Source organism: Agromyces sp. NPDC127015 (genome assembly GCF_042725165.1).
Classification (GTDB): domain Bacteria; phylum Actinomycetota; class Actinomycetes; order Actinomycetales; family Microbacteriaceae; genus Agromyces; species Agromyces chromiiresistens.
Genome location: NZ_JBHXDI010000005.1, coordinates 140,056 through 166,906, shown reverse-complemented (window position 1 = coordinate 166,906; position 26,851 = coordinate 140,056). Strand labels below are relative to the sequence as shown.

The following is a 26,851-nucleotide window of genomic DNA, read 5'->3' as shown; positions in this document are numbered from 1 at the left end:
TCGTGCGGACTGCTTAGAAGTCCATGCCACCCGTGGGGTCGCCGACCGGAGCCGGGTTCTTCTCGGGCTTGTCGGCGACGACGGCCTCGGTCGTGAGGAAGAGGCCGGCGATCGACGCGGCGTTGAGCAGCGCCGAGCGGGTCACCTTCACCGGGTCGTTGATGCCCGCGGCGAGCATGTCGACGTACTCGCCGGTCGCGGCGTTGAGGCCCTGGCCGACCGGGAGGTTGCGCACGCGGTCGACCACGACGCCCGGCTCGAGGCCGGCGTTGAGGGCGATCTGCTTGAGCGGTGCGTCGATCGCGACGCGGACGATGTTCGCGCCGGTCGCCTCGTCGCCCGAGACGTCGAGCTTCTCGAAGGCGGTCTTGCCGGCCTGGATGAGCGCGACGCCACCACCGGCGACGATGCCCTCCTCGACGGCGGCCTTCGCGTTGCGGACGGCGTCCTCGATGCGGTGCTTGCGCTCCTTGAGCTCGACCTCGGTGGCCGCGCCCGCCTTGATGACGGCGACGCCGCCGGCGAGCTTGGCGAGGCGCTCCTGGAGCTTCTCGCGGTCGTAGTCGGAGTCGGTGTTGTCGATCTCCTTGCGGATCTGCGCGACGCGGCCGGCGATGGCCTCCTCGTCACCGGCACCCTCGACGATGGTCGTCTCGTCCTTGGTGATGATGACCTTGCGGGCCTGGCCGAGCAGGTCGAGGGTGACGTTCTCGAGCTTGAGGCCGACCTCCTCGGAGATGACCTGGCCGCCGGTGAGGATCGCGATGTCCTGGAGCTGCGCCTTGCGGCGGTCGCCGAAGCCGGGAGCCTTGACGGCGACCGACTTGAAGATGCCGCGGATCTTGTTCACGATCAGGGTCGCGAGCGCCTCGCCGTCGACGTCCTCCGCGATGATGAGCAGCTGCTTGCCGGTCTGGATCACCTTGTCGACGATGGGCAGCAGGTCCTTGATGTTCGAGACCTTGCTGTTGACGATCAGGATGTACGGGTCTTCGAAGACCGCCTCCTGACGCTCGGGGTCGGTGACGAAGTACGCCGACAGGTAGCCCTTGTCGAAGCGCATGCCCTCGGTCAGCTCGAGCTCGGTGCCGAAGGTGTTCGACTCCTCGACGGTGACGACGCCCTCCTTGCCGACCTTGTCGATCGCCTCGGCGATGAGCGCACCGATCTGCTCGTCGGCGGCCGAGATCGAGGCCGTGGCGGCGATCTCTTCCTTCGTCTCGACGTCCTTCGCGTTCGCGAGGAGCTCGGCCTCGACGGCCTGGACGGCCTTCTCGATGCCGCGCTTCAGCGAGATGGGGTCGGCGCCTGCGGCGACGTTGCGGAGGCCCTCGCGGACGAGCGCCTGAGCGAGGACGACCGAGGTCGTGGTGCCGTCACCGGCGACGTCGTCGGTCTTCTTCGCGACCTCCTTGACGAGCTCGGCGCCGATCTTCTCGTACGGGTCGTCGAGTTCGATCTCCTTGGCGATCGAGACGCCGTCGTTCGTGATCGTGGGGGCGCCCCACTTCTTCTCGAGCACGACGTTGCGGCCGCGCGGGCCGAGGGTCACCTTGACCGCGTCGGCGAGCGTGTTGAGGCCGCGCTCGAGGCCGCGGCGGGCCTCTTCGTCGAAAGCAATGATCTTTGCCATGTGTGTCTCTCGTCCCTTCTCGGACGTCTTCAAAGATTCGTGGTTTAGCACTCAAAACGAGTGAGTGCTAAGACGATTCTGGCACTCTCGTGCTGGGAGTGCAAGCGAGCACCGGACCCTTCCGCACGCTCGCGGCGAACACCCGCCGCTGCGTGCGCGGCGGTCCGAGACCTCCCGGATGCCTCGTGGCCGGCGCCGTTCAGGGCGCGAACTTCACCGAACCCGACTTCGGCACGAGTTCGATCCAGGTGTTGCCCGGCGCGAGCCGAAGCGGCGACCCGTCGTCGGCGGTGAGCACGATCGGCGCCGCCTGCGAGTCCTTCTTCCAGGTTCCGTGGGCGGTGCGCCCGGCGCTCGAGACCCACACCTCCCCCGAGCCGACCATCACCGTCTTCGGCACCTCGCCGTATCGCCAGTCGATGCCGACCCGCATCGTGACGACATTCGTCGCACGGACGCGTTCGCCGCCCTCCTGCGTGTCGGCCCGCCCCTCCTGCGAGCGGAGCCAGCTCGAGGTGCCCGCGTCCCAGTCCCACGAGGGGTTTCGGGCATCGGAGAACACGAGCGCGATCTTCGAGGTCGGTGCCGCCTTCAGGGCGGGGTCGGCGAGCGGGTCGGCCGTGCCGTACGCGAACTGCACCGGGGGCGGATCGAGCTTCGCGTTGCGCCCGACCGCCTCCTTCGAGCGCAGGATCACGTCGTGCGGTCCCGGCCGCTCGTCGGCGCGGTGGAAGAGACCGGTGTCGTCGTAGTCGAACACGATGTTCTTGAGCGGGGTCGCCATCATCATCGCGACGAACTGGTCCTGCCCGCCCGAGTACGCGATGATGCCGCCGAGCGGCGTCACGATGTCGGGATCCATCGGCCGGATCGACCGGACCGGTCCCACGCTGTCCGGCACGTCCGAGTGCCAGACCGCGACGTAGCGGGTGATGCCGCCCTCGACGAGCTCCTCGAAGACGAGGTCGGTGCGGTTGAGCGCGATCTGCGGCCGCGCCTCCTCGTGGTCGTCGATCTTGACCGCGAGCGACGGGTGCGCGGGCGCCGCGGGGTCGGTCGTGGTGCCGCGCAGCGGCGAGAACGAGACCGCGACGGGCTGCGACGTCCCGACCGGCCGCGGTTCGGCCGACGGCGTCGGCGCCTCGGTCGGTTCGGGCGGTGACGACTGGCACGCCGCGGTGACGAGCACCGCCGCGGCGAGCACGAGGACGGCGATCGCACGTCTCGCGCCCGGGCGGACCCCCTTGACCATGCCGTCATCGTAGCCATCGCCGGGCTTCGCCGGCCGGGATGCGGCCCGGGACACGCCGCGCCCGCCGCACGTCGCCGGGTCGCGCGACGAACCCCACGAACACCGAACGCGCCGCCGATCGGCGACGCGTTCGGGACGCTCGGATGACGCTCAGGCGGGACGCACCGCCTCGGCCTGCGGCCCCTTCGACCCGGTGCCGACCTCGAAGACGACCTGCTGGCCCTCTTCGAGCACCTTGTACCCGGCCATGTCGATGGCCGAGTAGTGGACGAAGACGTCCTGGCTGCCGTCGTCGACGGTGATGAAACCGTATCCCTTTTCAGCGTTGAACCACTTGACGGTTCCGTTCGCCATGCGTTGCTCCCATAACTGCAGTGTGTCGATCAGCACGTGCCTGTCGCCTGTACCGGGCCGGCTCAGTCGATGCACTGGCACGAGCCCCGAGGGGGCGCCTGCACAGCGCGGGCGCGAGCGACCAATTCCAGATACTCACAGACCCGACATCCCGCGCACAAGGGGTCCGATGCAACGAATGGTCGCAGAATGGCAACGATTCGCGGGCGATCAGCCGGCGGACGCCTCCGCGTAGTCGGAGCCCAGGACGAGGACGAGCGGCGTGCCCGTCTCGGCGAAGCTCTCCGACAACCGGACGTCGGCTTCCGGCAGGAGTCCGGCGACCCCGCGCGCCGCGCCCTCGAGGTCGGGTGTCGCATAATAGACGACCGTCTCCGTGATGTCGTTCTCGCTGGCGTTCGCGGTGGCGCCCACCGTGACCCCGCCGGCCGTCAGCGTCTCGCTCGCCTTCGCCGCGAGGCCCGCCGTCGAGGTGCCGTTGAGCACCGTCACCGGCACCGGTGCGATCGTCGGCGGGGCCGTGGCGGCGGGCGACGCCGACGCCGTCGCAGCGGGCCCGCCGCCCGAGATGTCGAGGCGGTCGTTGAAGATCATGACCCCCGCGATGCCGATGCCGGCGAGCACGACGGTCGCGAGCGCCGCCCAGCCGAACCTGATCCACTTCGCACCGCGGCGGGCGGGAGCGCGATGCGCGCCGACGCGGTCGATGCCGTGCGGGATCGAGTCGAAGCGGTCGCGGGGGAACTTCTGCGCCATGGGGTCCAGATCGGGGTCGGGGCCGGCTCAGTCGAGCGGTCGGCCGAGGGAGAGCGAACGTTGCGATCTCGCCGCGCGGCGTGCGGACCGCAGGCGTTGCAGTCGCTTGACGAGCATCGGGTCGTGGCGCAGCGCCGCCGGCGAATCGATGAGCTCGCCGAGGATCCGATAGTAACGGGCGGCCGAGATGCCGAACTCGTCGCGGATCGCCTCGGCCTTGCGGGCCGGCTGCTGCCACGCGCGCGCCTCGAAGGCGAGCACGCGCAACTGGCGATCGTCGAGCGGGGCGTCGTCGGGGCGGTGCGGCACGCGCTCGGCGCTCATCCGGTCCTCCCGTCGCGCGAGCCGGGCGGCCCGCCTGCAGCACATCCTAGGCAACGCTCGCCGAGAGGCCGCCGCATGGCGGCGTGTGTCACCGCGGAACAGCCGGGCCGCTCGCGGCGTTGCATCCGATGTCGTCGCCGCCCCTGAGAACTGCGACGATGGAACCGACCCCGTGAACGAGAGGAGCGCCCATGTCACACCCGGTGCAGAAGAGCGATGAGGAATGGCGCGCCGAGCTCGACCCCGCACGGTACTCGGTGCTCCGTGAGGCCGCGACCGAGCGGCCGTGGTCGGGCGAACTGCTCGACGAGGAGCGCGCCGGCGTCTACACCTGCGGCGCATGCGGTGCCGAGCTCTTCAAGAGCGGCACCAAGTTCGACTCGGGGTGCGGCTGGCCGAGCTTCTACGAGTCGGTGCGGCCCGAGGCGGTCGAGCTCATCGAGGACCGCACCCTCGGCATGGTGCGCACCGAGGTCCGCTGCGCGGCGTGCGGCTCGCACCTGGGGCACGTCTTCCCCGACGGGTTCGGCACGCCGACCGGCGACCGCTACTGCATGAATTCGCTCGCGCTCGGCTTCACGCCCGAGCAGTGACGACGGATCCGGCACGCCGGGCGGCGCTCCTGCGCCGCTCGGCACCCAAGGTGACGGAGGCCGCGCCCGACGACGCCGAGCTGCTCGTGCTGCTCGAGGCGGTGGAACGGGTCGCCGATCACGCGGGCCTCCGTCCGTGGCGGACGATCGCCCTGCGCGGCGACGCGCGGAGGCGGCTCGGTGCCGCACTCGTCGAGGCATCCGGTCTCGACGGCGCGGCCGCCGACAAGCTCGCGGCCAAGCCGTTGCGCGCCCCGCTCCTCATCGCGCTCGTCGTGCGCCGCACCTGGCACCCGAAGGCTGCCGACTGGGAGCAGGACGCCGCGGCGGCCGGCGTCGCGCACATGCTGAGCCTCCTGCTCGACGAGGCCGGCTGGGGCGTCATGTGGCGCACCGGGCCGTATACGAGGCATCCGGCCGTCGCCGACATGCACGGCCTCGCGCCCAACGAGCAGCTGCTCGGCTGGCTCTACGTCGGCGGCCGCGACGGCGAACGGGCGCCGAGGGGCCCGGCCAGGCCGCCGCAGTTCAGCTCGATCGATTGACCGCGTCGGGGCGCTCGACGACGTCGGAGCGGTGCCGGTGGCGCGACCACCGGATCGATGCGACCGCGACCGCGGCGAGCGCGAGGAGGGTGCCGCCGATCGTCGCCGCGTCCACGGCGCGTCCGGTCGGCAGGAAGAGGTCGAGCGCGAGCGCGCCCGCGAGCTGTCCGGCGACGCCGCACAGCGCGAGCAGGAGCACGCCGACGACGCGCACGACGAGCGCCTGGCCCGCGATGAAGATGCAGCCGATCGCCCCGCCGGCGTAGAGCCACGGTTCGGTCGGCAGGCGTTCGGGCCAGCCTGCGGCGACGCCGTGCACGACCGCCGCCGCGACGAGAGCGACGGTGCCGACCGCGAAGTTCACGAACGCCGCCGTCAGCGCGCTCGACGCCTCGGCCTTGACGCGGCCGTTGACGGCCTGCTGCCACGAGACGGCGAGGCCGGCCGCGAACGGCAGCAGCATGACGACGAACGGCACGTCGTGGGCGAGCTGCGCCGAGACGGCCCAGGCGATCGCCGCGAGGGCGAGGACCGCGCCGAGCACCCGGGTCGGCGAGAGCGGCCTCCTGCCGCCCGGGCCGAGGCCCGCGAGGTCGAACACGATCCCGCCGATCGTCTGGCCCGCGACGATCGCGACGGTGAACATCGCGACGCCGAGGAGCCCCGCCGACAGGCCCTGGGTCGTGACGAACCACGCACCGCTCAAACCGCCGAGCACCATCCACCAGGCGAGCCGGCGCGCGCCGAGCGCGGCGATCACCCGCCGGAGGCCGACCCGACCCGGACGCCACACGCAGAGGGCGACGGCGAGGATCACGAGCCCCGACCCGAACGAGATCGCGGCGGCCGTGAACGCGTCGTCGAGGTCGGCCGCGAGCGCGCCGTTGACCCGCGACTGCAGGGCCGTGAACGCCCCGAACACGATCGCCAGCGCGATGGCGATCCAGCGCGGCATGCGGGTGCGTTCGGCGTGCTGGTGGTGCTCGTGCACGTCGGCGGGATGCTCGGTCAAGAGCCGACTGCGGGACTTGAACCCGCAACCCCCGTATTACAAGTACGGTGCGCTACCAATTGCGCCAAGCCGGCATGGCCCGACCGGTGCGGGCCCCGACAATCCTACTCGGAGCCCGGCCGCCGGTGTGCGGAGACGACGAAGGCCCGGCGACGCGCGCCGGGCCTTCGTGCGATCGCGATGGGTCAGCCCGCGGGCGTGGGCGTCGGGGTGGGCGACGGGGTCGAGTTCGACTCCGAGAACGCCTCGCCGGTGGCCTGCAGCACGAACGACTGGAACTCGGCCGGGTCGGTGAGCGAACCCTGGTACTGCTTGCCGTTCACGAGCACCGTCGGGGTGCCCTTGATCGACTCGAGCTCCGAGTTCGGCACGGGCTGGGTGAGCGCGCGGGTCGTCGCCTCCTGCACCCACGACTTGAACTGGGTCTCGTCGATGCACTTCTCGATCGTCGACGTCGACTTGGCACCCGACTGCGACACGAACTCCTTCAGCTGGTCGTTCGTGAGGCCGTCGCTGCCCTCCTCGGGCTGGTTCTCGAAGAGCAGCGCGTTGAAGTCGAGGAACGCCTCGGGCGAGGTGTCGGCGACGCACGCCGCCGCGTTCGCGGCGCGCAGCGAGTACTGGGTGCCGTTCGATCGGTTCGTGAGGATCGCGAGCGGGTGCACCTCGAGCGTCGCCGCCCCCTGCTCGACCATCGTGCTGATCGCTTCGCCGTTCGTCGTCTCGAACTGGCCGCAGAAGGGGCACAGGTAGTCGACGTAGACGACGATGTTCGCGACCGTGCCGCTGTCGTCCTGCTCGGTCGGCTTGGGCGTCGCACCGGCTGCCAGCGCCGGGGTGTCGACCGGCGTGATCGTGCCGTCGGCCCCCGTGAGCACGATGCCGTCGCTCGCCATGTTGGCGGGGCCGGGGCCGGCCGGCTTCACGCTGTTGAAGATGAGCGTGCCGACGAGCGCCGCGATCGCGATGACCGCCACGATGATTCCGCCCTGGATCAGCACCTTGTTGCGGCGGTCGCGCTTCTTCTGCGCCTCGCGGAGCTCGCGCGCCTTCTCGCGCGCGGCCTCCCGCTGCTGGTTACGGGTGGGGCGTGGCTGGTTGGATCCGCCGTTGCTCATCGATGGTCACTCCGGTCGCTGTGTGGGCACGCCGAAACAGGGGGGCGCACGTGAACACGATAGTAGGAACGGCATCTGGGAATCACCCGAACCCCGGCTGGACATCGCGACGACGGTCTGGCGGTCCGCCCCGAGAGGTCCGTGCGAGGCATCCCCGCGAATTCCTCCGTGGTCGGGAGCCTCTGCCGCGCGTGCGATACTGAGGAGGCGTCACCGTCGACGCGCTTCCATTCACAACGGATCGTCCGGCACGTACCTGCCGGTGAAGGAGAGAAATCAACATGGCGTCAGTCACGTTCGACAAGGCCACCCGCCTCTACCCGGGCGGCACCCGCCCCGCGGTCGACCAGCTCGACCTCGAGATCGCCGACGGCGAGTTCCTCGTGCTCGTCGGCCCGTCCGGCTGCGGCAAGTCCACGTCGCTCCGCATGCTCGCCGGCCTCGAAGAGGTCAACGACGGCAACATCTTCATCGGCGACCGCAACGTCACCGACGTCCCCCCGAAAGACCGCGACATCGCGATGGTCTTCCAGAACTACGCGCTCTACCCGCACATGACGGTCGCCGAGAACATGGGCTTCGCGCTCAAGATCGCGGGCGTCGGCAAGGACGAGCGCGCTGCGCGGGTCCTCGAGGCCGCGAAGCTGCTCGACCTCGAGCCCTACCTCAGCCGCAAGCCGAAGGCCCTCTCCGGCGGCCAGCGCCAGCGCGTCGCGATGGGCCGCGCGATCGTTCGCCAGCCCCAGGTCTTCCTCATGGACGAGCCGCTCTCGAACCTCGACGCCAAGCTCCGCGTGCAGACCCGCACCCAGATCGCGTCGCTCCAGCGCCGGCTCGGCGTCACGACCGTCTACGTCACGCACGACCAGACCGAGGCGCTCACGATGGGCGACCGCATCGCGGTCCTGAAGGACGGCCTGCTCCAGCAGGTCGGCACCCCGCGCGACCTGTACGAGAAGCCGAACAACGTGTTCGTCGCCGGCTTCATCGGCTCGCCCGCCATGAACCTGTTCCACGCCGACCTCGTCGACTCCGGCGTCAAGTTCGGCACGGCTGTCGTTCCCGTCGACCGCGACGTGCTCGCCGAGGCCAACGGGGCTGTCGCCACGATCGGCGTGCGCCCCGAGGACATCGTCGTGTCGGCGACCCCGGGCGAGGGCCTCGAGGTCGACGTCGACCTCGTCGAGGAGCTCGGCGCCGACGGCTACCTCTACGGGCACTCGACCGTCGAGGGCAAGCGCACCGACATCGTCGCGCGCGTCGACGGCCGCCTGCACCCGAACGCCGGCGACAAGGTCTACCTCACCGCGACGCCGAACCACGTGCACCTCTTCGACGCCGAGTCGGGCGACCGCCTCGGCAACAAGGCCGTCGTCAGCTGACGCGCCTCACGACGATCGATGCCGGTCGGGCCCTCGGCCCGGCCGGCATCGTCGTCTCCGGCGGCGCCCCGCGCGAGGCATCCCGTTTCTGCAACCGCCGCAGGGCTGCAAGGATCGACATATGAGCGGTTCCCTCTCGATCACCTCGGCCATGACCGACCCGGCGCTCCTCGATCTGCCGTGGAACCTCCCGCTCGAGTCATGGCCGTCCGACGCGATCGCCGCGCTGCCGAAGGGCATCTCGCGGCACCTCGTGCGCTTCGCCCATCTCGGCGGCCACGTCGTCGCGATCAAGGAGACGACCGCCGAGATGGCGCGGGGCGAGTACGAGATGCTGCGCACCCTGCAGCGGCTCGAGATCCCCTGCGTCGAACCGGTCGCGGTCATCACGAACCGCACCGACGACGAGGCCGAGGAGCTCAAGCCCGTGCTCGTGACGCGGCACCTGCGGTTCTCGCTGCCGTACCGGGCCCTGTTCTCGCAGACGCTGCGACCCGACACCGCGACCCGGCTCGTCGACGCCCTGGCGGTGCTGCTCGTGCGGCTCCACATCGTCGGCTTCTTCTGGGGCGACGTGTCGCTCTCGAACACGCTCTTCCGCCGTGATGCCGGCGCGTTCGCCGCCTACCTCGTCGACGCCGAGACCGGCAAGCTCTTCGAGGGCGGCCTCTCGAACGGCCAGCGCGAGAACGACCTCGAGATCGCGCGCGTGAACATCGCCGGCGAGCTGCTCGACCTCGAGGCCGGCGGCAAGGTCGCCGACGAGCTCGACCCGGTGCGCATCTCGAACGGCATCGTCGACGCCTACCGCAAGCTCTGGGGCGAGCTCACCGGGCCGGAATCGTTCCCCGGCGCCGAGCGCTGGCGCATCACCGAACGCGTCAACCGCCTCAACGAGCTCGGCTTCGACGTCGAAGAGCTGGCGATCAAGACGGATGCCTCGGGCACGACGGTCCGCATCCAGCCGAAGGTCGTCGACGCGGGCCACCACCAGCGGCGCCTGCTGCGCCTCACCGGCCTCGACGCGGGCGAGAACCAGGCCCGGCGGCTGCTCAACGACCTCGACTCGTACCGCGCGGCGTACGGCAAGGCCGACCTCGACGAGGAGATGGTCGCGCACGAGTGGCTCATGCGGGTGTTCGAGCCGGTGGTCCGCGCCATCCCGCTCGAGCTGCGCCGCAAGCTGGAGCCGGCCGAGGTGTTCCACCAGCTGCTCGAGCACCGCTGGTTCATGGCGCAGCGCGCCGGACACGACATTCCCCTCGCCGAGGCCGTGACCTCGTACGTCAACGAGGTGCTGCGGCACCGCCGCGACGAGGCGACCGTGATCGACCCGCCGACCGGATCGATCACGGCGGCGATGGACGTCGTGCCGACCGAGACGGCTGCGATCAGCGCGATCGACCCCGACGACGAGGACGACTGGCGGCTGAAGGTCTGACGCACGGGCGTCGCGCCCGCGGGTCGGCGCCCGCGGGGGTCGGCGCCCGTGGGTCGGTCGCGCGGCGGCGCGCTCGTTACTCGGCGGCGCGCAGCTTCGCGATCTCGTAGAGCGTGACCGATGCGGCGATGCCCGCGTTCAGCGACTCGGTCGAGGCGCTGATCGGGATCGACACGATCGCGTCGCACGTCTCGGCGACGAGGCGCGAGAGCCCCTTGCCCTCGCTGCCGACCACGATGACGATCGGGCGATCGGCCCAGCTGAGGCCCGGCAGCGACACGTCGCCGTCGCCGTCGAGGCCCAGCACGAAGACACCGCGCTCCTTGAGGCTCTTGAGCGTCTGCGTGAGGTTCGCGGCCATCGCGACGGGCACGCGAGCCGCGGCGCCCGCGGAGGTCTTCCACGCCGCCGAGTTCACGCCGACCGAACGGCGCTGCGGCACGATGACGCCCTGGCCGCCGAACGCGCCCGTCGACCGCAGGATCGCGCCGAGGTTGCGCGGGTCGGTGACGCCGTCCAGGGCGACCAGCAGCGGCGTCTCGTCGCGGGCGATGACCTCGTCGAGCAGTTCGATCGGGTGGGCGTACTCGTAGGGCGGCACCTTGAGCGCGAGGCCCTGGTGCACGCCGCCGTCGCCGGCGAGCCGGTCGAGCTCGGGCCGCATGACCTCGAGGATCGGGATGCCACGGTTCGTGGCGAGCTTGACGGCCTCTTTCACCCGGTCGTCCATCTCGACGCGGGCGGCGATGTACAGCGTCGTCGCGGGAATGCGGGTGCGCAGCGCCTCGACGACCGAGTTGCGGCCCGTCACGATCTCCGACTCGTCGCCGGACTTGGCGCGGCGCGATGCGCCCGAGGCGCCGCGGGGCGCGCTCGCGCCCCGGCCCTGACCTGCGACCTTGCCGGCCGGCTTGCCCTTGCCGCCGGCCGCGGCGTAGCGCTCCTGCGCCGCCTTGCGCTTGCCGGCGGGGTGCCAGGCGCGATCCTCCGCCTTCGGGGTCGGGCCCTTGCCCTCGAGCGCCTTGCGCCCGTGCCCGCCGGTGCCGACCTGCTTGCCTGCCGCGCCCTTGCCGCCCTTGCGTACGGCTCCGGCGCGCGACTTGCCGCTGCTGCCCTTCATGATCCCAAGCTCCAATGCGTGCCGGTCTGACTGTCTTCGATGGTGATGCCCGCCTCGGCGAGCTCGGTGCGGATGCGGTCGGCGGTCGCCCAGTCCTTCGCGTCGCGCGCTGCGCGGCGGTCGTCGATGAGGCGTTCGACGAGCGAACCGAGGGCGGATGCCGCGGGGCCGGCGTCGGCCGTGGCCCAGTGCGGGTCGCGGGGATCGATGCCGAGCACCTCGACCATGGCGCCCACCTGCCCGTGGGCGACGGCGGCGTCGTGCAGTTCTTCGTCGTCGAGCGCCTGGTTGCCGGCGCGCACCGTGTCGTGCAGCACGGCGAGCGCCTGCGGAACGCCCAGGTCGTCGTCCATCGCCGCGGCGAACGCCTCGGGGACCTCGGGCGCGCCGACGCCGACGAACCGGGTGCCGGCGAGTCGGCGTTCGACGCGCTGCAGGAACGTGCGGATGCGATCGACGGCGGCCTCGGCCTCGGTGAGCGAGCCCGGCGAGTAGTCGAGCGTCGAACGGTAGTGGGCCTGCCCCAGCAGGTACCGCACGGCGAGCGGAGAGGCGAGGCTCAGGAGCTCGGCCGCGTAGACCGAGTTGCCGAGCGACTTCGACATCTTCTGCCCGCCGATGTTCACGAGGCCGTTGTGCACCCAGTAGCGCGCGAACGCCTGGCCGGCCGCGGTCGACTGGGCGAGCTCGTTCTCGTGGTGCGGGAAGCGCAGGTCGAGGCCGCCCCCGTGCACGTCGAACTCGTCGCCGAGGTAGCGCGCAGCCATCGCCGAGCACTCGATGTGCCAGCCGGGCCTGCCCACGCCCCAGGGCGAGCGCCAGCCCGCGGACTCGGGCTCGCCGGGCTTGCGTCCCTTCCACAGGGCGAAGTCGCGGGGGTCGCGCTTGCCGCGCGGGTCGGCGTCGGCTGCGGCCTCCATCTTGTCGCGCGACTGACGCGTGAGCTCGCCGTAGGCGGGCCAGCTCGAGGTGTCGAAGTACACATCGCCCGAGTCGTCGGCGGCCGGATAGGCGTGCCCCGATTCGATGAGGCGGGCGATGAGCTCCTGCATCTGCTGCACGCTCGCCGTCGCCCGCGGCTCGTACGTCGGCGGCAGGATGCCGAGCTGCGCGTAGCCCGACGTGAACTCGAGCTCGATGCGGTAGGCGAGGGCCCACCACTCCTCGCCCGAGCCCTGCAGCTCGCGGTGCGCGGCGTCGAGGATCTTGTCGTCGATGTCGGTGACGTTGCGCACGAAGACGACCTCGTTGCCGCGATAGGCGAACCAGCGCCGCATGATGTCGTAGACGAGCGCACTGCGGAGGTGCCCGATGTGCGGGCTCGACTGCACCGTCGGACCGCAGACGTACATGCCGACGCGCCCCTCGCGGAGGGGCACGAAGTCGCGCAGCGCCTGGGCCTTCGAGTCGTAGAGTCGCACGGTCACCCGCCAAGCCTACCGGCGGGGGGCCCGAACGTCGTGCGGCTCAGGCGGGCACGATGAGCGCGGTCGCGATCGCCGCGACCCCCTCGCCGCGCCCGGTGAAGCCGAGCGCGTCGCTCGTCGTCGCGGCGACGCTCACGGGGGCGCCGAGCACGCGGGAGAGCAGCGCCTCGGCCTCGGCGCGACGCGGCGCGAGCTTCGGCCGGTTGCCCACGACCTGCACCGTGACGTTGCCGATGACGAACCCGGATGCCTCGACGAGGCGCCGCGTCTCGGCGAGGAAGACCTCGCCGTGGGCGCCGGCGAAGCGCGCGTCGGCCGTGCCGAAGATCTTGCCGACGTCGCCGAGGCCCGCGGCCGCGAGCAGCGCGTCGCAGATCGCGTGGGCCGCGGCGTCACCGTCGGAATGGCCCGAGAGCCCGCGCTCCCCCGGCCACTCGAGCCCGGCGAGCCACAGCGGCGTGTCGTCCTGCCCGAACGCGTGCACGTCGGTGCCGGTGCCGATGCGCGGCACCGCGGCGCTCCTGCCCCGGGCGGCCGCCGCGGCGGCGCCGGCCGGGTGCGGCTCGGCGAGCAACTGTTCGGCGCGGCGCAGGTCTGCGGGCACCGTGATCTTGAAGGCGCGCACGTCGCCCGGCACGGTGTCGACGACGAGCCCGGTCGCTGCGACGAGCGCCGCATCGTCGGTGTGTTCGGCGTCGGCCGTACGGTAGGCGTGGTCGAGCGCCCCGCGCGGGAACCCCTGCGGGGTCTGCACCGCCCGGAGCTCGGACCGGTCGATCGTCTCGACCACCGACCCGTCGGCGACGCGCTTGATGGTGTCGACGACCTCGAGTGCCGGCACGATTCCGTGACCCCGGGCGCGCACCGCGGCGGCGACCTCGTCGAAGACCGGTGCGGGCGTGAGCGGCCGGGCGGCATCGTGCACGAGCACCGTGTCGACGCCAGCGGCGACGACCGCGAGGCCCCGGGCCACGGAGTCCTGCCGGCTCGCACCGCCCGCGACGACCTCGAGCGGAGCGCCGGCGGCCGCGACGACCGGGGCGAGCCCGCCCCGCACCTCGTCGACCCGGTCGGCGGGGGCGACGACGACGATCGCCGGCGTCTCGCGCATGGCGAGCACGCCGGCGATCGCGGTCGAGAGCACCGTGCCGTCGCCGAGCGGCACGAACGCCTTCGGCTCGGGACGGCCCAACCTCGTGCCGCTTCCTGCGGCGACGATGATGACGGCGGTGCGCGGGGTGCTCATGGGATGAGCGTAGCCGCGACCCCGGTGGCCTCGATACGGCGCTGCGCGCCTACTCGACCGACCGTGACGTCAGGAGGCGAGGACCTCGTCGAGGACGGTCGACGCCGCCTCTTCGTCGGTCTTCTCGGCGAGCGCGAGCTCGGAGATCAGGATCTGGCGGGCCTTCGCGAGCATGCGCTTCTCACCGGCCGAGAGGCCGCGGTCCTGATCGCGGCGCCACAGGTCGCGCACGACCTCGGACACCTTGATCACGTCGCCCGAGGCGAGCTTCTCGAGGTTCGCCTTGTAGCGGCGCGACCAGTTGGTCGGCTCCTCGGTGAACGGCGCGCGAAGCACCTCGAAGACCTTGTCGAGGCCCTCTTTGCCGATGACGTCGCGCACGCCGACGAGGTCGACGTTCTCGGCCGGAACCTCGATGACGAGGTCGCCCTGCGTGACGTTCAGCTTGAGGTAGAGCTTCTCTTCACCCTTGATGATCCGTTTCTTCACCTCGGTGATCGTTGCGGCTCCGTGGTGGGGGTAAACGACGGTTTCGCCAACCTCAAAAAGCATGAATAAAAGTCCTTTCGGCAACTTTCAGGATATCACATTCGTGATCGTGCTAAGGTTCGCCTCCCCTTCCACGCCCGCCTCCTGCCGTGCGATATGCTCGGAGTCGATCGCGCGCGCCACCTGGGCGCGCGTGCGCACGCTCGCACTTGGAGGTTCTGTGAAGGCGCGTCTCGCGGCATCAGCTGCTCTGGCCCTCGGCATCGCGATCGGCGCGAGCGGCTGCTCGATGCTGACCTATCAGGCGACGACCGAGCCGTACGACGCGAGCGACGGCGTCGGGGTCAACGTCGGCGACCTCCACCTCCGCAACGTGCTCGTCGTGAGCGACGACGGCGTCGACGGCACCCTCGTGCTGACGATCGTGAACGACGGCGCCGACGACGTCGAACTCGGTGTCCAGGTCGCCGACGGCGAGACGCAGACCATCCCGGTCGACGCGGGCGCCACGGTCGCCTTCGGCGTCGCCGACGAGGACGAGCTCGACGTCGTCCCGCCGCTGGTCCTCGAGGGCATCGACACGAAGCCCGGCGCGCTGCTGCCGATCTACTTCCAGTACGGCTCGGCCGAGGGCATCGAGAAGGAGGTCCCCGTGCTCGACGGCCGCCTGCCCGAGTACGCAGGCCTGCTTCCGGCCGAGGTCGCCGTCGAGGACGTCGCGACCGAGGCGCCGACCGCGGGCTGACCCCACCGACGACGACGAAGGGCGGATGCTTCGGCATCCGCCTTTCGTGCACCCGGGCGAGCCGCCCGGAGCGGGTCAGCCGGGGAAGGTGCTCGCGACGCCGCCGAGGAATCCGACGAGGAACATCACCGTCGCGGTGACCGCCGCGATGACGCAGATGCCGATGCCCACGAACGCGGGCCACTTCGGGCGCGGACGGAAGATCGCGATCACCGACACCGCGAGTGCGGCGATCAGCAGCACTCCCCCGACGAACTCGAACAGGATGCTCGGGCTGGCCACGCCGACCAGGGCGAGCACCCCGAGGCCGATGCCGAGGTACCCGAGCACGTTGTGGCGCCGGGGCCGCTCTCCTGCGCTCGGTTCGGGCGTGGTCGTGCGTTCGGTTCCGTCGGCAGGGGCGTTGGCGGTCATCACCCGATCGTCGCAAACGCCGCTCGCCCGGTGCAAGGGCGCGACGCCCGCGGCACACGGGCCATGCGGGTCGGCCTAGCCCTCGAAGCGGTAGCCGAGCCCCCGCACCGTCACCAGCTGGACGGGCTCGGAGGGCTGCACCTCGATCTTCGAGCGGATCCGCTTGATGTGCACGTCGAGCGTCTTGGTGTCGCCGAAGTAGTCGGACCCCCACACGCGGTCGATGAGCTGGCCCCGCGTGAGCACCCGCCCGGGATTGCGCATCAGCAGCTCGAGCAGCTCGAACTCCTTCAGGGGCATCGGCACCTGGACGCCGTCGACCTCGACCGTGTGCCGGTCGACGTCCATGCGCACGCGCCCGCCCTCGAGCACCGACTCGTCGAAGTCCTCGATCTCGGTGCGTCGGCGGAGCACGGCACGGATGCGGGCGAGCAGCTCGCGCGTCTTGTACGGCTTCGTGACGTAGTCGTCGGCGCCGAGCTCGAGCCCCACGACGATGTCGATCTCGGAGTCCTTCGCGGTCAGCATGATGATCGGCACCGACGAGCGGTTGCGCAGCTCCCGGCACACCTCCGTGCCCGGCAGGCCCGGCAGCATGAGGTCGAGCAGCACCAGGTCGGCGCCTTCGCGGTCGAACGCCGCGATCGCCGAAGGACCGTCGGCGGCGACCTCGACCTCGTAGCCCTCGCGCTCGAGCAGGAAGCTCAGCGGGTCTGAGAGGGCGATCTCGTCTTCGACGAGCAGGATGCGGGTCACTGGTGTTCTCCTCGGTCGGATGCTGCGGCCTTCGCAGCGTGTCGGCGCGCGCCGGCGCCACTCGCCGGAGGCTCCGCGGATCGCGCAGCATCGGCGCCGGCCGGTTCGTCGACCGGCGGCAGCTCGGCGAGCGGAAGCCGGATCATGAAGGTCGACCCGCGCCCCGGCTGCGACCAGACGCGCACGTCGCCGCCGTGGTTCTGAACGGTGTGCTTGACGATGCTGAGGCCGAGGCCCGAACCGCCCGTGTTGCGGGAGCGGGCCTGGTCGACCCGGTAGAACCGCTCGAAGACGCGCTCGAGCTCGTCGCCGTCGATGCCGATGCCCTGGTCGGTGACGGCGATCTCGACGGAGCCGTCGACGATCTTCGTGCCGACCCCCACCCTTCCGCCCTCGTTCGAATACGCGATCGCGTTCGCGACGAGGTTGTGCACGGCGACGACCATGAGGGCCCGATCTCCGTAGACCTTCGCCCCGGTCGCGGCCTTGACCGCCATCTCGACGCGCTTGCCGCCCGCGACGACCCGGTTCTGGTCGACCGCCGACGCCACGACCTCGTCGACGTCGACGAGGGAGTCGGGGCGCAGCGCGTCGCGCGCCTGAAGCCGGGACAGCTCGATGACCTCGCTCGTGATGTGCGCGAGCCGCGTCGCCTCGACCGACAGGCGGCCCGCGAAGCGGCGCACCTGGTCGGGCTCGTCGGCGGCCTGGTCGAGCGCCTCCGCGAGCAGGCTCACCGAGGCGATCGGCGTCTTCAGCTCGTGGCTGATGTTGGCGACGAAGTCGCGCCGCACCTCATCGAGCCGGTGCGCCTCGGTGCGGTCCTCGGCGAGGAGCAGCACGAACCGGGCGCCGAGCCGGGCGACCCGCACCCGGAGGCGCATCGTCGCTTCGCCCTGTGCGGACCTGGCGACCGCGAGCTCCTCGGCGATCGGCTCGCCCGAGCGGCGGACCGCGGCCACGAGCTCGATGAGTTCGGGATGCATGAGCGCCCGCTGGCGCACGAGCCCCATCGCGAGCGCCCCGGGCGAGGCGCGCAGCACGTTGTTCGACGGGTCGAGCACGATCCCGGCGGACTCCAGCACCTCGAGCACCTGGTCGACCCCGTCGGGGATCGTCGGTGCCACGACCTTCGCGGCGCTCGAGCCACGGCGCTCGGCCATGTGCAGCACGACCATGAAGGCGGCCCCGAGGAACAGGCCGAAGGCGAGCGCGGTGAGCACTGCCCAGGTGGAATCCATGGCACCAGACTAACGACGCCGCAACGGCCCGATTCGCCGTCTCGCCCGCCGTGGAGCGGTACGTTGGTGAGTGTTCAGCCAACCGGCACCTGTTGTTCACCTGCGCCGGAGAAGATGGCGCGGAGCCGGAATCGACCCGGCCGGTTCGTGCTGTGCGCGCGGCCGATGAGAGACAGAGGTATCCCGAACATGCGTGAGGTGTTCCAGCAGGAGCTGGCCGAGGTGCAGGAACGACTCGTCGAGATCGCCGACCTCGTCGCCGTTTCGATCGACAAGGCGACCCGGGCGTTCAACGAGTCGGACGTCAGCCTGGCCGAGGAGGTGATCGCCGACGACGACAAGATCGACCAGGCGGCCGTCGAGCTCGACGAGCTCGCGATCACGATCCTGGCCCGCCAGCAGCCCGTGGCGCGCGACCTGCGCATCGTCGTGAGCGCACTGCGCATCAGCGCCTCGCTCGAGCGCATGGGCGACATGTCGACCCACATCTCGCAGCTCGCCCGCTACCGGTTCCCCGACAAGGTCGTGCCGAAGTCGCTGCGCCCGACCTTCGCCGAGATGGGCCGCCTCGATGTCGAGATCGCCCGCCGGCTCGTCGAGCTGCTGCGCACCGAAGACGTGCACCTCGCCGAGGAGATCCGCAACGAGGACGACAAGGTCGACGCCCTGCACCTCTCGGTGTTCGACAAGGTGCTCGGCGAGAAGTGGAAGGGCGAGACCGTCGACACGGTCGACGCGACCCTCGCGAGCCGCTACCACGAGCGCTTCGCCGACCACGCCGTGTCGATCGCGAAGAAGGTGCAGTACCTCGCGACGGGCGACTGGGACCCGGAGAAGTCCGCACTCTGAGTGCGACGCGGACCTGACGAGGGGGATGCCGGACGGCATCCCCCTCGTCATGTCCCAGCGGCTCGCGCCTACTTCTTGCCCTGCGCGGCGACCGCGGCAGCGCCGGCTGCAGCGGCCTCGGGGTCGAGGTACTCGGCCGGCTTCGTCGGGCGGAACTCGTCGTCGAGCTCGTACACGAGCGGGATTCCGGTGGGGATGTTGAGCTCGGCGATGTCGTCGTCGCTGATGCCGTCGAGGTGCTTCACGAGGGCGCGGAGCGAGTTGCCGTGCGCGGTGACGAGCACGGTCCTTCCCGCGGCCAGGTCGGGGACGATGCCCACCTCCCAGTACGGCAGCATGCGCGCGATCACGTCTTTCAGGCACTCGGTGCGGGGCAGCTCGTCGTCGCTCAGCGCCGCGTAACGCGGGTCGCCGACCTGCGACCACTGGGCGTCGTCGGCGAGCGCGGGCGGCGGCACGTCGAACGAGCGGCGCCAGAGCTGGAACTGCTCGGGGCCGTACTTCTCGAGCGTCTCGGCCTTGTCGAGCCCCTGCAGCGCGCCGTAGTGGCGCTCGTTGAGGCGCCACGTGCGGCGGACGTCGATCCACGCGCGGTCGGCGACGTCGAGCGCGATGTTCGCGGTCTGGATCGCGCGCGTGAGCACCGACGTGTGCAGCACGTCGGGCAGCACGCCGTGCTCCGCGAGGAGTTCGCCGGCGCGCGCGGCCTCGGTGCGGCCGAGCTCGGAGAGTCGCACGTCGACCCAACCGGTGAACAGGTTCTTCTGGTTCCATTCGCTGTTGCCGTGGCGGAGCAGCACGAGGGTGTGAGGCATGCGAACAGCCTACCGGCGAGGCATCCGGCGCCCCGTCGCGTGAAGCGCGATGACCGGATGCCTCGCCGAGTGCCTGACAGACTGGAGGCATGCCCGACGCCTCGCCCCACCCCCGGCGCCTGCGGCCCGGGCAGCGCGTCGGCACCGTGACCCGCGGCACCACGAACGCGAACCGGCTGCGCCGCGTCGACCGGTGGATCGCGGCGCACCCCGCCCTCGTGCACGCGACCGACCCGTTCGTCGTCGACCTCGGCTACGGGGCGAGCGGCGTGACGACGCTCGAGCTCGCCTCGCGCCTCGTGCACGTGCGACCCGACGTGCGCGTGCTCGGCCTCGAGATCGAGCCCGAGCGGGTGCGCGTCGCCCGCGAGCAGCTCGAGCGGGTGCGCGCAGGCGACGCCCACTTCGACCCGGGTCTCGACGTCGGCTTCGCGGTCGGCGGGTTCGAGGTGCCGACGCCGGGCGATCGCCGACCCGTTGTGATCCGTGCGTTCAACGTCCTGCGGCAGTACGACGAGTCCGACGTCGCGGGCGCCTGGGCGCACATGACCGCGCGCCTCGCTCCCGGCGGACTCGTGGTGGAGGGCACGTGCGACGAGCTCGGCCGCGTAGCGAGCTGGATCGGGCTCGGCGGCGACGGGCCGCGCACCTTCACGATCAGCCTCCGCCGCTCGGGGCTCGAGAACCCGTCGGTCGTGGCCGAGCGGCTGCCGAAGGCGCTCATCCATCGGAACGTCCCCGGCGAGCCGGTGCACGAGCTCCTCGCGGCACTCGACGCCGCATGGCGGATGCATGCCCCCCTCGCGGTCTACGGGCCCTCCCAACGCTGGATCGCGATGGTCGCCACCCTGCGGCACGAGGGATGGCCCGTGATCGGCGGTCCGCGTCGGAGCCGGCTGGGCGAGCTCACCCTGCCGTGGGCAGCGGTCGCACCCCGCTGAGTTCGGGCCCGAAACGCCCGTTCAGGGGCCCTTTCAAAGTGCCTTTCGAGGCGCAAGTTCTGCGCGTGTTCGATCATTACAGACCGCCGTGTTCGAGTAAGAAGACGATGCGCGACCAACTTTTGCTTGACGCACGACATAAGTCGCCCTAGGTTCAGGACCGGGCTCGCACTCGATCCGCCATATCGCGTGTCCAGCATCTGAAACCAACGGAGGTCTCATGCTGACGAAGTTGCACCACGTCCTCTCCCGGCTCCTCGCCGGAGCCGTCGCCGCGATCCTCGCCGCAGGCGCGATCACGGCGATCGCCGCACCCGCACAGGCCCACGACGGCGCCCACGTGCTGATCTTCACCAAGACGACGCAGTTCCGGCACACGGACGCGATCGACAAGGGCACGCCGCTCATCACGGCTGCGCTCGAGGCCGAGGGGATGGAGGTGACGCACACCGAGGACTCCACGATCTTCAACGACACCGATCTCGCCGGCTTCGACGCGCTCATCATGTTCCAGGCGTCCGGCGACCCGTGGAACGCCGACCAGAAGGCGGCCCTCGAGCGCTACCAGGAGGCGGGCGGCGGCATCGTCGCCATCCACAACGCGACCGACATGCGCGGCAACTACGCCTGGTGGGACCAGCTCGTCGGTTCGCTCATGCCGGGCCACGCGGCCACCGGCACCGACCCCGGCCAGCCGGGCACGGTGCGGATCGAGGACCATGCGCACCCGTCGACGGCCCACTTCGACGACGCGCGATGGGAGCGCTCCGACGAGTGGTACAACTTCTCGAACAACGTGCGCGGCACCGCGCACGTGCTCGCCTCGATGGACGAGTCGACCTACGACGCCGGCGGCAACGCGATGGGCTACGACCACCCGATCTCGTGGTGCAAGCCCTACGACGGCGGACGCGCCTGGGCGACCGCGATGGGGCACTTCGGCTCGCACTACCTCGAGCCCGACTTCATGGCCCACATCGTCGGCGGCGTGAAGTACGCCGCGGGCATCGAGCCAGGTGACTGCGGCGGCACCGTCTGGAACGACTTCGAGAAGGTCGCCCTCGACGAGAACACCTCGGCACCGTTCGCCATGGACATCGCCGACGACGGCCGCGTCTTCTACACGGAGCTCGTACGCGGCCAGGTACGGGTCTGGGACCCGGCGACGAACAACGTCACGACCGCCCTCGAGCTCGACGTGTACTCGGGCGGCGAGGACGGCCTGCTCGGCATCGCCCTCGATCCCGACTTCACCGACAACGGTCGCGTCTACCTCTACCGATCGCCCGACGCCGCCGACAACGCGGACCCGTCGAACTTCTTCAGCCGTGTCTCCCGGTTCACGATGGAGAACGGCGTCATCGACCCGGCCAGCGAGGAGCTCATCATCGAGGTCCCGGCCCGGCGCCTGCCCGACGAGCCCGGCCACACGGGCGGCGGGCTCGACTTCGACGCCGACGGCAACCTCTACCTCAGCGTCGGCGACGACGTGAACCCGCACTCCGAGCCCTCCGGCGGCTACGCGCCGCTGTCGACGCGCGACGGCACGTTCCACGACGCGCGGGCGACGTCGGCGAACACCAACGACCTGCGCGGCAAGCTGCTGCGCATCACGCCGAAGGCCGACGGCCCCGGCTACACGGTGCCCGAGGGCAACCTGTTCCCCGAGGCCGACGACCCGGGCGACAAGACCCGTCCAGAGATCTACGCGATGGGCTTCCGCAACCCGTTCCGCTTCTCGGTCGACCAGGAGACCGGCTGGATCAGCCTCGCCGACTACTCCCCCGACAACGGCACCGATGCGCCCGCCACCCGCGGCCCCGCCGGCATCGCCGAATGGAACCTCATCAAGAGCCCCGGCAACTACGGCTGGCCCCTCTGCATGGGTGACAACGAGCCGTTCCGCGACGTCGACTACACGACGAGCCCGGTGACCGTCGGCGACTTCTTCGACTGCGACGCCCCGGTCAACGACTCACCTCGCAACACCGGCCTGACCGAGCTGCCCGCGGCCCGGGCCGCCGACATGTGGTACGGCTACAAGCGCTCCTCGGTGCCCGAGATGATCCCCCAGGGCGGCGGCCTCGCCCCCATGGGCGGTCCGGTCTACGACTACGACGCCGACCTCGTGTCGGACACGAAGTTCCCCGCGTCGTACGACGGCAAGCCGTTCTTCTACGAGTGGGCGCGCAACAAGATGTACTCGATCCAGCTCAAGGACCCGGCTGCCGAGTCGGGCTCGCAGGTGGAGAAGGTCAACGCCTTCCTGCCGCAGGAGCAGTTCCTCGCACCGATCGACTCGAAGTTCGGTCCCGACGGTTCGCTCTACGTGCTCGACTGGGGCGGCGGCTTCGGCCGCGACAACCCGAACTCGGGCCTGCACCGGATCGACTACATCCAGGGTTCACGGTCGCCGATCGCGAAGATCGCGGTCGACCGTGACTCGGGCCCGGCGCCCCTCGAGGTCGCCTTCGACGGAACGGCCTCGACCGATCCCGAGGACGCCGCGCTCGCGTACGAGTGGGACTTCGACGGCGACGGCACGACCGACGCGACCACCGCGACGGCGAGCCATTCGTACGCCGCGACGGGCGTCTTCGACGCACGGTTGACCGTGACCGACCCCGACGGCAAGACCGGCACCACGACCGTGCCCATCACCGTCGGCAACACGAGGCCCGACGTCGGCATCTCGCTGCCGCCGGACGGCGCGTTCTTCGACTTCGGCGACGAGCTCGCGTGGGCGGCCCAGGTGACCGACCCCGAGGACGGCACCGTCGACGGCTCGGAGGTCATCATCCAGCCGGCACTCGGCCACGACGACCACGCCCACCCGCTGACCCCGTTGAGCGGGCTCACGGGGACCACGGAGACGAGCCTCGGCGGCCACGCGCCCGACGAGGACATCTTCTTCGCGATCGACGCGCGCTACACCGACCACGGCGGCGAGGGCGGCGCGAACCCGCTCACGGGTTCGGCGACGACGCTCGTGTTCCCCAAGCTCAAGCAGGCCGAGTTCTTCGACGGCGCCTCACCCGGGGTGACCGTGGCACCGAGCCGCGACACGGAGGGCGGCGAGGCCGACAAGGTCGTCGTCGGGCACGACGGCGACTGGGCGCACTACGAGCCGGTGAGCTTCCACCGCGTCGACGAGCTCGCGCTGCGGGTCTCGGCGAACGCCGAGGGCGGCTCGATCGAGCTGCGAAAGGGCGCGGCCGACGGCGAGCTGCTCGCGACCGCCGACGTGCCCGCGACCGGATCGACGCGGTTCGCCGACGTCGTCGTCGACGTGAGCGCGTTCCCGAGCGACTCGCTCGACCTCTACCTCGTGTTCCGGGGCGGCGAGACGAAGCTCAACTTCATCGAGGCGATCGGCCGCGGCTCCTCGCCGACCGCCGCGCCGGACGTCGCGATCACCGCACCCGCCCCGGGCGTCGAGCTCGAGCCCGGCCAGGACGTGACGATCGAGGCCGCGGCGACCGACCCGCACAACGTCGATGGCGGCGTCACCGCCGTCGAGTTCTTCGTCGACGGCGAATCGATCGGCACCGACGAGTCCGCGCCGTTCGCCGCCGCGTGGGCGAGCCCCGAGGAGGGGCTCTACGAGCTCACCGCGGTCGCGAGCAACGAGGCGGGCAAGTCGCGCACCTCGCGCGTCGTCGTCGCCCAGGTCGGTGAGCTGTTCGGCGACCTCGTGCCGTTCACGAACGCCGACGGCGTGTTCGAACGCCTCGGCGAGGGTCGCTTCCGCATCACCGGCGCCGGAGCCGACACGTGGCAGGGCATCGACGAGTACTCGACGCTGTACGCCCCCGCCGGCGGCGACGAGGACTGGGAGGCGGTCGTGAAGGTCGACGCCCAGCAGAACACGAACGGCTCGGCGAAGGCCGGTGTCATCGTTCGCAACGACCTGACGCAACCGGGCACCTCGCCCGGCTACGCGATGGTCGGCATCCGCCCCTCGGGCGGCGTCGAGTTCCTGGCCGACCCCGACGGCAACGGGCAGCTCAACACCTCGGTCGCGGGCGGCACCACCAGCTACCCCGTCTGGGTGAAGCTCAAGCGCTCGGATGCCTCGTACAGGGCGTACTTCTCGAAGAACGGCACGAGCTGGACCCAGGTCGGCGGCGCCGTGACCCTCACGGGTGCGGCGAGCACGCAGGACGTCGGCATGTTCACGGTGTCGCATGCGAGCGGCGCCGGCACGGTCGACTTCGCCGACTTCGCGATCGACACCGACCCGCAGGGGCCCGAGCCCGAACTGCCGCTCGAACCGCTCATGTGCGCGGGTGCGCCGCTCTCCGACGAGTTCGACGGACCGGCCGTCGCGCCTTCGTGGGCCTTGCGCACGGGCCCGGTTCCGATCACCCAGTCGGGTGGCACGCTGAAGCTGCCGGTGACGACGGGCGACATCAACGAGACGTCGACCGGCCCCGTGAGCTTCGCGGGCAAGCCGCTGCCGACCGGTGCCTGGGAGGCGACGACGAAGCTCTCGCTCGCCCACACCTCGCACTGGCAGTGGGCCGGGCTCGTGGTGCACCAGAGCGACGACGAGTACAACAAGCTCGCCTTCGTCCGCCACCAGAACGGAAACCGGTTCATCGAGTTCCAGAGCGAGACGGGCGGATCGCGGACCACCGCAGCGGCGCCCACGCTGCCGGCCGACTTCCCGTCGACGATCCACCTCAAGCTGACGAGCGACGGCACGACCCTCACGGGCGCGTACTCCGCCGACGGCACGACGTGGACCCCGCTCGCCGGAAGCCTGCAGCTCAAGGCGAACGCGAGGATCGGACTGATGTCCGCGGGCGACCTCGGCAGCACGCCGGTGGTGGCGACGGCCGACTGGTTCCGCTTCGCACCGGAACCGGAGCCCGGTGATCCGGTGACGCCGAACGACGAGTTCGACGGGACCACGCTCGACGGCTGCCGCTGGTCGCAGAGCGTGCGCTACGACTCGAACCACCTGGAGGTCGCCGACGGTCACCTGAGGATCGAGACGCAGCCGGGCGACGTCAACGGCACGAACCCGATCTCGCCGCGCAACTTCATCCTCACCGAGGCGCCTGAGGGCGACTGGGTGGCGACGACGAAGTTCACGGCGCCGCTGAAGCACCGCTGGCAGCTGGCCGGGCTGATGATGTGGGCCGACGACGACAACTACGTCAAGGCCGACGTCGTGGCGTACAACAACCCGGGTACGGCGCTCGACCTGCGGGCGGAGCTCGCGGGCGAGGCCGACGCGGTGGGCATCGGCAACCGGAACCTCAACATCGCGGACTCCAGCGAGAGCGGGTACTGGTACATCCGGGTGACCAAGACGGGCGATCTGTACACGGCCGAGGTGAGCGACGGCGGCGTCAACTGGACGTCGATCGGCGCCGACATCACCTTCGACCGGCCGCTGCGGGGCCTCGGCCTCATGGCGATCGGTCCGCAGCAGGAGGAGTCGGTCGTGGTCGGGTTCGACTCGTTCACGCTCGAGGCCGAGTCGGAGGACACGACATCGCCGACGACGACGCTCACGTGGGATCCCGCCGAGCCCGACGGCGAGGCGGGCTGGTACACGGCCGCGCCGAGCTTCTCGCTCGAGGCGAGCGACGCCGGCGGATCGGGGGTCGCCACCACCGAGTACGCGATCGGCGACGGAGCGTGGACGGCCTACACCGAGCCGGTCGCCGTCACCGTCGAGGGCGAGGCGACCGTCGCCTACCGGTCGACCGACACGGCCGGAAACGTCGAGGAGGCGGGATCGGCGACGGTCCAGGTCGACACGGTGGCGCCGGTCACCACCGCCACGGTCGACGCCGGCGACGGCGACGCCCGCGTCACGCTGACCGCGACCGACGACACCTCCGGCGCGGCGCGCACGGAGTTCCGGGTCGACGACGGCGAATGGGGCGCGTACGCCGACCCGATCGTCGTGACCGGTGCCGGCGACCACACCGTCGCCTACCGCTCGGTCGACGTCGCCGGCAACGCCGAGGAGGAACAGGCGGCCACGCTCACGATCGACGAGCCCGTCCCCGTCGAGATGGGCGTGACGGCGACCGCCGCCAGCCAGTGCCTCGCCGGAACCGCCCAGGTCGCCGTGTACGCGGCGAACACGGGCAACACGCCGGCCGACCTCGTGATCTCGACGCCGTGGGGCGACCACGAGATCGCCGACGTCGCGGCGGGCTCGGCGGTGTACCACCTGTTCGACACGGGCACGGCGCGACTCAAGAAGGGCACGCTTGAGGTGACCGCCCGCCATCAGGACGGCGAGCACGAGGCCGAGGCGCGCGCGGCGTACGCCAAGGCGAACTGCAGGTAGCCCTGTGACGTCGGCCCCGGCGCTCCGGCGTCGGGGCCGTCGTCGTGCGCGCGAAGGAGCCGGCGCGCGACGGACGTCGGCA

At 71.0% G+C, this 26,851-nt stretch carries 23 protein-coding genes and 1 tRNA gene; 8 read left to right on the top strand and 16 right to left on the bottom strand.

From position 1 onward, the window contains the following. Positions 1-13: 13 nt before the first annotated feature. The 5 genes from groL to ACFWGP_RS15495 form a co-directional block, all read right to left on the bottom strand. On the bottom strand, positions 14-1,633 hold the full coding sequence (gene groL, locus ACFWGP_RS15515; protein WP_231430257.1) for a chaperonin GroEL: 1,620 nt from the start codon (positions 1,631-1,633) through the stop codon (positions 14-16). A 199-nt stretch (positions 1,634-1,832) separates the two neighbouring features. After that, on the bottom strand, positions 1,833-2,885 hold the full coding sequence (locus tag ACFWGP_RS15510; protein WP_275505548.1) for a DUF3048 domain-containing protein: 1,053 nt from the start codon (positions 2,883-2,885) through the stop codon (positions 1,833-1,835). A 150-nt stretch (positions 2,886-3,035) separates the two neighbouring features. After that, positions 3,036-3,239 carry a cold-shock protein gene (locus ACFWGP_RS15505; RefSeq protein ID WP_231430255.1) on the bottom strand — a complete coding sequence of 68 codons (204 nt, stop codon included), beginning with the start codon at positions 3,237-3,239 and terminating at the stop codon, positions 3,036-3,038. Between the two features lie 210 nt (positions 3,240-3,449). Next, the gene (locus tag ACFWGP_RS15500; RefSeq protein ID WP_231430254.1) at positions 3,450-3,995 is read right to left on the bottom strand and encodes a LytR C-terminal domain-containing protein; all 546 of its coding nucleotides are present in this window, start codon (positions 3,993-3,995) and stop codon (positions 3,450-3,452) included. Between the two features lie 27 nt (positions 3,996-4,022). Continuing rightward, positions 4,023-4,319: a DUF3263 domain-containing protein gene (locus ACFWGP_RS15495; protein ID WP_231430253.1), complete on the bottom strand. Its 297-nt coding sequence runs from the start codon at positions 4,317-4,319 to the stop codon at positions 4,023-4,025. A 191-nt stretch (positions 4,320-4,510) separates the two neighbouring features. Between ACFWGP_RS15495 and msrB the strand changes: the two genes are divergently transcribed. After that, positions 4,511-4,912, top strand: coding sequence for a peptide-methionine (R)-S-oxide reductase MsrB (msrB, locus tag ACFWGP_RS15490; RefSeq protein WP_231430252.1), 402 nt, complete (start codon positions 4,511-4,513; stop codon positions 4,910-4,912). Next, positions 4,909-5,457 (top strand): nitroreductase family protein, encoded by a 549-nt coding sequence (locus tag ACFWGP_RS15485; RefSeq protein WP_376931314.1) that lies wholly within the window; start codon positions 4,909-4,911, stop codon positions 5,455-5,457. The genes msrB and ACFWGP_RS15485 overlap by 4 nt, the downstream gene beginning before the upstream one ends. Here ACFWGP_RS15485 and ACFWGP_RS15480 read toward each other — a convergent pair. The 3 genes from ACFWGP_RS15480 to ACFWGP_RS15470 form a co-directional block, all read right to left on the bottom strand. Continuing rightward, entirely contained in the window at positions 5,441-6,469 is a 1,029-nt protein-coding gene (locus ACFWGP_RS15480) for a DMT family transporter (protein WP_376931313.1), read from the bottom strand. The genes ACFWGP_RS15485 and ACFWGP_RS15480 overlap by 17 nt on opposite strands. A 1-nt stretch (position 6,470) precedes the next feature. Then, a tRNA-Thr gene (locus ACFWGP_RS15475) sits at positions 6,471-6,543 on the bottom strand. 111 nt (positions 6,544-6,654) lie between these two features. After that, the gene (locus ACFWGP_RS15470) at positions 6,655-7,587 is read right to left on the bottom strand and encodes a thioredoxin domain-containing protein (RefSeq protein ID WP_231430249.1); all 933 of its coding nucleotides are present in this window, start codon (positions 7,585-7,587) and stop codon (positions 6,655-6,657) included. A 281-nt stretch (positions 7,588-7,868) separates the two neighbouring features. Here ACFWGP_RS15470 and ACFWGP_RS15465 point away from each other — a divergent pair, with 281 nt between their 5' ends. Next, the gene (locus ACFWGP_RS15465) at positions 7,869-8,969 is read left to right on the top strand and encodes an ABC transporter ATP-binding protein (protein ID WP_231430248.1); all 1,101 of its coding nucleotides are present in this window, start codon (positions 7,869-7,871) and stop codon (positions 8,967-8,969) included. A gap of 121 nt (positions 8,970-9,090) precedes the next feature. Then, positions 9,091-10,410, top strand: a complete 1,320-nt coding sequence (locus tag ACFWGP_RS15460) for a DUF4032 domain-containing protein (protein ID WP_376931312.1) — start codon at positions 9,091-9,093, stop codon at positions 10,408-10,410. A gap of 76 nt (positions 10,411-10,486) precedes the next feature. Here ACFWGP_RS15460 and rlmB read toward each other — a convergent pair whose 3' ends face one another. The 4 genes from rlmB to ACFWGP_RS15440 form a co-directional block, all read right to left on the bottom strand. Continuing rightward, the gene (gene rlmB / locus ACFWGP_RS15455; protein ID WP_275505544.1) at positions 10,487-11,530 is read right to left on the bottom strand and encodes a 23S rRNA (guanosine(2251)-2'-O)-methyltransferase RlmB; all 1,044 of its coding nucleotides are present in this window, start codon (positions 11,528-11,530) and stop codon (positions 10,487-10,489) included. Further along, entirely contained in the window at positions 11,527-12,957 is a 1,431-nt protein-coding gene (gene cysS, locus ACFWGP_RS15450) for a cysteine--tRNA ligase (RefSeq protein ID WP_231430245.1), read from the bottom strand. The genes rlmB and cysS overlap by 4 nt, the downstream gene beginning before the upstream one ends. 40 nt (positions 12,958-12,997) lie before the next feature. Further along, positions 12,998-14,203 (bottom strand): 2-C-methyl-D-erythritol 4-phosphate cytidylyltransferase, encoded by a 1,206-nt coding sequence (ispD, locus tag ACFWGP_RS15445; protein ID WP_275505543.1) that lies wholly within the window; start codon positions 14,201-14,203, stop codon positions 12,998-13,000. Positions 14,204-14,272: 69 nt separating this feature from the next. Next, positions 14,273-14,755 carry a CarD family transcriptional regulator gene (locus ACFWGP_RS15440; protein WP_022889889.1) on the bottom strand — a complete coding sequence of 161 codons (483 nt, stop codon included), beginning with the start codon at positions 14,753-14,755 and terminating at the stop codon, positions 14,273-14,275. Positions 14,756-14,912: 157 nt separating this feature from the next. Here ACFWGP_RS15440 and ACFWGP_RS15435 point away from each other — a divergent pair, with 157 nt between their 5' ends. Then, positions 14,913-15,437: a hypothetical protein gene (locus ACFWGP_RS15435; RefSeq protein ID WP_231430243.1), complete on the top strand. Its 525-nt coding sequence runs from the start codon at positions 14,913-14,915 to the stop codon at positions 15,435-15,437. Between the two features lie 75 nt (positions 15,438-15,512). On the opposite strand, the gene ACFWGP_RS15430 is transcribed toward ACFWGP_RS15435, so the two are convergent. The 3 genes from ACFWGP_RS15430 to ACFWGP_RS15420 form a co-directional block, all read right to left on the bottom strand. After that, on the bottom strand, positions 15,513-15,851 hold the full coding sequence (locus tag ACFWGP_RS15430; RefSeq protein ID WP_275505542.1) for a hypothetical protein: 339 nt from the start codon (positions 15,849-15,851) through the stop codon (positions 15,513-15,515). A 75-nt stretch (positions 15,852-15,926) separates the two neighbouring features. Further along, the gene (locus ACFWGP_RS15425) at positions 15,927-16,607 is read right to left on the bottom strand and encodes a response regulator transcription factor (protein ID WP_231430241.1); all 681 of its coding nucleotides are present in this window, start codon (positions 16,605-16,607) and stop codon (positions 15,927-15,929) included. Next, the gene (locus tag ACFWGP_RS15420; protein ID WP_376931311.1) at positions 16,604-17,848 is read right to left on the bottom strand and encodes a sensor histidine kinase; all 1,245 of its coding nucleotides are present in this window, start codon (positions 17,846-17,848) and stop codon (positions 16,604-16,606) included. The genes ACFWGP_RS15425 and ACFWGP_RS15420 overlap by 4 nt, the downstream gene beginning before the upstream one ends. 189 nt (positions 17,849-18,037) lie before the next feature. Between ACFWGP_RS15420 and phoU the strand changes: the two genes are divergently transcribed. Then, positions 18,038-18,697 (top strand): phosphate signaling complex protein PhoU, encoded by a 660-nt coding sequence (gene phoU, locus ACFWGP_RS15415; protein ID WP_231430239.1) that lies wholly within the window; start codon positions 18,038-18,040, stop codon positions 18,695-18,697. A gap of 68 nt (positions 18,698-18,765) precedes the next feature. Here phoU and ACFWGP_RS15410 read toward each other — a convergent pair whose 3' ends face one another. Beyond that, positions 18,766-19,512 (bottom strand): phosphoglyceromutase, encoded by a 747-nt coding sequence (locus ACFWGP_RS15410; RefSeq protein ID WP_231430238.1) that lies wholly within the window; start codon positions 19,510-19,512, stop codon positions 18,766-18,768. 89 nt (positions 19,513-19,601) lie between these two features. Here ACFWGP_RS15410 and ACFWGP_RS15405 point away from each other — a divergent pair, with 89 nt between their 5' ends. Together ACFWGP_RS15405 and ACFWGP_RS15400 are read left to right on the top strand one after the other, a co-directional pair. Further along, the gene (locus ACFWGP_RS15405; protein WP_275505538.1) at positions 19,602-20,453 is read left to right on the top strand and encodes a class I SAM-dependent methyltransferase; all 852 of its coding nucleotides are present in this window, start codon (positions 19,602-19,604) and stop codon (positions 20,451-20,453) included. A gap of 220 nt (positions 20,454-20,673) precedes the next feature. Continuing rightward, entirely contained in the window at positions 20,674-26,769 is a 6,096-nt protein-coding gene (locus ACFWGP_RS15400; protein WP_376931310.1) for a ThuA domain-containing protein, read from the top strand. The last annotated feature ends 82 nt before the right edge of the window (positions 26,770-26,851 follow it).